Here is a 3,269-nt window from a genome sequence, read left to right on the forward strand (position 1 = left end):
GTTTTCATGTGCGGATTGTCTTGTGGGCGACAGGCGCAGCGCGACACGCGCTGTCAGTGGCGCGGCGGCCCGAACGAGCCGGCGCCGACATCGACGGTGATGCTGCCGGAAATCCTGACATCGGTATCGCCGATCTTGAATGTGCCGTTCTCGCCGGCTGGCAGCGCATCGTCCGGCTCTGGAGCCGGCTTGGCGATGCGGTAGTCGCCGGTCACGCCGGGCAGGGCGCCTTTTTGCGTCGACGACGAACTGTCGTCGGCAAGTGCCGCGCCGCTGATGAGGCTCGCAATGGCGAGCGCTGCAACGGCGATGACGCGGTGCAATGATCTGGACTGATGAGTGTCGGTCATCCCAGGACTATAGTGGCGCGCCGCCGATGGAACCAGACCGGCATCGTCAAATCTTCGACTACCTGCCGGACGGTCTCCGATCCGGCCCTGGCTTACGCCGCTTTCTTTCGCGTGTCGAAAACATGGTCGACGATGCCCCAGGACTGGGCCTCGCGGGCGGTCATGAAGTGGTCGCGGTCGAGCGTGCGTTCCACCTCTTCATAGCTGCGGCCGCAATGCTGCGCGTAAAGTTCGGCCATGTGCCGTTTCGTCCGGCCGATGCGCTCGGCATGGCGCTGGATGTCGGATGCCTGGCCCTGGAACCCGCCCAGCGGCTGATGCAGCAGGATAGTGGCATTCGGCAGGGAAATCCGGCGCCCCGGTGTGCCTGCCATCAGCAGGAACGAGCCCATCGAGGCGGCAAAGCCCATGCATACGGTGGACACCGGGCAGCTGATATATTGCATCGTATCGTAGATGGCGAAGCCGCTGGTCACCACGCCGCCCGGCGAGTTGATGTAGAGCGAGATCTCCTTGTCGGGATTGTCCGATTCCAGCGACAAAAGCTGCGCGCAGACCAGCGCCGAGATGTCGTCGTTGATCTCGCCGTTGATGAAGATGATGCGCTCGCGCAGCAGCCGCGAAAAGATGTCGAAGGCACGTTCGCCGCGGCTCGATTGCTCGATGACCATCGGCACCAGACTGGCAACACCGCTCATTGTCTCTCTCCGTCCGTTTTGTTTTCAGGCCGCGCGAAGCAGGAGGCGAGGCGTGTTTGCGGCGATTGGCTTAGATGACCTGTTCGCACCGAGCGAAACCCGGCAGCCGGCGCCTGCCATGGCGACGGCAGGCATGGCCTTGCGGGCAAAGCCGTCATGGACGATACGCAGATGCGTGCCGCCGGATACGGCTCGGGCAAGTGTGAAGGTGACGGTGCTGTCGAGCGGATCCTGCCTGGCTGCGTCGCCCGGCTGCTCCCGCCAGGAATAGCGCAGCAGCTTCTCGGGTTCGGCGTCGAGGATTTCGCATTCGATCGGCGTGTCCGGTCCGGCGAAGGCAAAACGGTTGCCGATCTCGGGGCTGATGTCGTTCGGCATCATCCAGGCGGCCAGCAATTCCGGTATGGTCAGGGCCCGCCAGACCTTTTCCGGCGGCTCGGCAAGCTCGTACTCGAACTCGAGCGCATCCGGGGCGTCGCCTTGGCCGTGGTTGGTCGTTGATCCCGCCTTCTTCATTGATCCATGTCCTTCAAAACCGCCTTCAGCCTTTCGATGCGCTCCGGCCAGAAGGTCCGGTAGCGTTCGATCCAGGAGAGCAAGGGGGCGAGCCCCTGCGGATCGGCGCGGTAATAGGCGTTGCGGCCGGCTCGCCGCTCGATCACCAGCCCGGCGCCACGCAGCACCGCCAGATGCTGCGACACCGCGGGCTGCGACACCATCATCCCGGTGCGCAATTCCGACACGCTCATCTCGCCGGCGGCCAGCCGCTCAAAGACGGCGCGGCGCGTCGGGTCGGCCAGTGCGCGAAAAATCTCTGCTTCGATCATGCCAAAAGCATAAGTGCATACTTATTGATTTGGCAAGCGGTCTTTTCAGGCCCATATGATCGGCTTCGGCATTGCTGCCATTCCTTGACAATAAGCAGCGACGCGGATAAGAACGAAAAGGGAACAAAAACCTTGTGGGTAAAGGCAGCCATGGCAAGCGGCGATCGCCCGCAGCCTGTAAGGTGCTGCGACAAAAATTTGTTTCGGATGAGCGCGGAGAAATATCATGGCGGGTAGCGTCAACAAGGTCATTCTGGTCGGCAATCTCGGCGCGGATCCCGAAATCCGTCGCCTGAATTCGGGTGAGCCGGTCGTCAACATCCGCATCGCCACATCGGAAAGCTGGCGCGACAAGAATTCCGGCGAACGCAAGGAAAAAACCGAGTGGCACAACGTCGTCATCTTCAATGAGGGCATCGCCAAGGTGGCGGAGCAGTATCTGAAGAAGGGCATGAAGGTTTATGTCGAGGGCCAGTTGCAGACGCGCAAATGGCAGGACCAGACCGGTGCCGACAAGTACACGACGGAAGTCGTGCTGCAGAAATTCCGCGGGGAGCTGCAGATGCTCGACGCACGCGGACAGGGCGAGGGCGGTCAGGTCGGCGGCTATACCGGTGGCGGCAGCAGCCGTGGTTCCGATTTCGGCCAGTCCAGCCCGAGCGAAGGCTTCAATCGCGGTGGCGGCGGTGCCAAGAGCGGCGGCGGCGGTGGTTCGTCGCGCGAATTGGATGACGAAATCCCGTTCTGATCGCAACAGTTATGTCGGACACAGTGCCCCGAGAGTCGTTCATGGACTTTCGGGGTTTTGCATCGTGATTGAGGCTGACCGGGCCGATCAACGAAATACGGTGAGAGGACGAGTTGGGTGAAAGCGCGGGTAAAGTGGGTCGAGGAGCGCACCTTCGTCGGGGAATCCGGCAGCGGTCACAAGGTCGTGCTCGGAACAGCGCACGGACCGGAAGGCAGGACGCCGGGTCCAAGCCCGATGGAGCTGGTGCTGATCGGCACCGGTGGCTGTTCGGCCTATGATGTCGTGCATATCCTCGAAAAGGGCCGCGAGGCGGTCGAGGACTGCGTGGTCGAGCTTGATGCCGAGCGGGCCGAAACCGAGCCAAGAGTGTTCACCCGCATCCACATGCATTTCGTCGTCAAGGGCAGGGCACTCTCCAGCGTCAAGGTGAAACGCGCGATCGACCTTTCGATCGAAAAATATTGCTCGGCCTCCGCGATGCTGGCCAAGACCGCCACGATTACCCACGATTTCGAGGTCATCGACACGACGGCGAAATAGGCAGTAGGCAGTAGGCAGTAGGCAGTAGGCAGTAGGCAGTAGGCAGTAGGCAGTAGGCAGTAGGCAGTAGGCAGTAGGCAGTAGGCAGTAGGGACTGTCGTTC

Annotated in this window: 6 protein-coding genes; 2 read left to right on the plus strand and 4 right to left on the minus strand. The window is 61.9% G+C overall.

The features are described from left to right. Positions 1–53: 53 nt before the first annotated feature. The 4 genes from EN939_RS26655 to EN939_RS26670 form a co-directional block, all read right to left on the minus strand. Positions 54–350 (minus strand): hypothetical protein, encoded by a 297-nt coding sequence (locus EN939_RS26655; protein ID WP_127270738.1) that lies wholly within the window; start codon positions 348–350, stop codon positions 54–56. Positions 351–442: 92 nt separating this feature from the next. Beyond that, positions 443–1,048 carry an ATP-dependent Clp protease proteolytic subunit gene (locus tag EN939_RS26660; RefSeq protein ID WP_127270740.1) on the minus strand — a complete coding sequence of 202 codons (606 nt, stop codon included), beginning with the start codon at positions 1,046–1,048 and terminating at the stop codon, positions 443–445. Between the two features lie 24 nt (positions 1,049–1,072). Continuing rightward, entirely contained in the window at positions 1,073–1,564 is a 492-nt protein-coding gene (locus EN939_RS26665) for an SRPBCC family protein (RefSeq protein WP_127270741.1), read from the minus strand. After that, positions 1,561–1,875, minus strand: coding sequence for an ArsR/SmtB family transcription factor (locus EN939_RS26670; protein ID WP_127270743.1), 315 nt, complete (start codon positions 1,873–1,875; stop codon positions 1,561–1,563). The genes EN939_RS26665 and EN939_RS26670 overlap by 4 nt, the downstream gene beginning before the upstream one ends. Before the next feature lie 226 nt (positions 1,876–2,101). Between EN939_RS26670 and EN939_RS26675 the strand changes: the two genes are divergently transcribed. Next, on the plus strand, positions 2,102–2,623 hold the full coding sequence (locus EN939_RS26675; RefSeq protein WP_127270744.1) for a single-stranded DNA-binding protein: 522 nt from the start codon (positions 2,102–2,104) through the stop codon (positions 2,621–2,623). A 117-nt stretch (positions 2,624–2,740) separates the two neighbouring features. Further along, complete coding sequence (locus tag EN939_RS26680) at positions 2,741–3,166, plus strand: OsmC family protein (protein WP_127270746.1); 426 nt, start codon at positions 2,741–2,743, stop codon at positions 3,164–3,166. Positions 3,167–3,269: the final 103 nt, after the last annotated feature.

This window comes from Mesorhizobium sp. M7A.F.Ca.CA.002.05.1.1 (assembly GCF_003998335.1).
GTDB lineage: Bacteria > Pseudomonadota > Alphaproteobacteria > Rhizobiales > Rhizobiaceae > Mesorhizobium.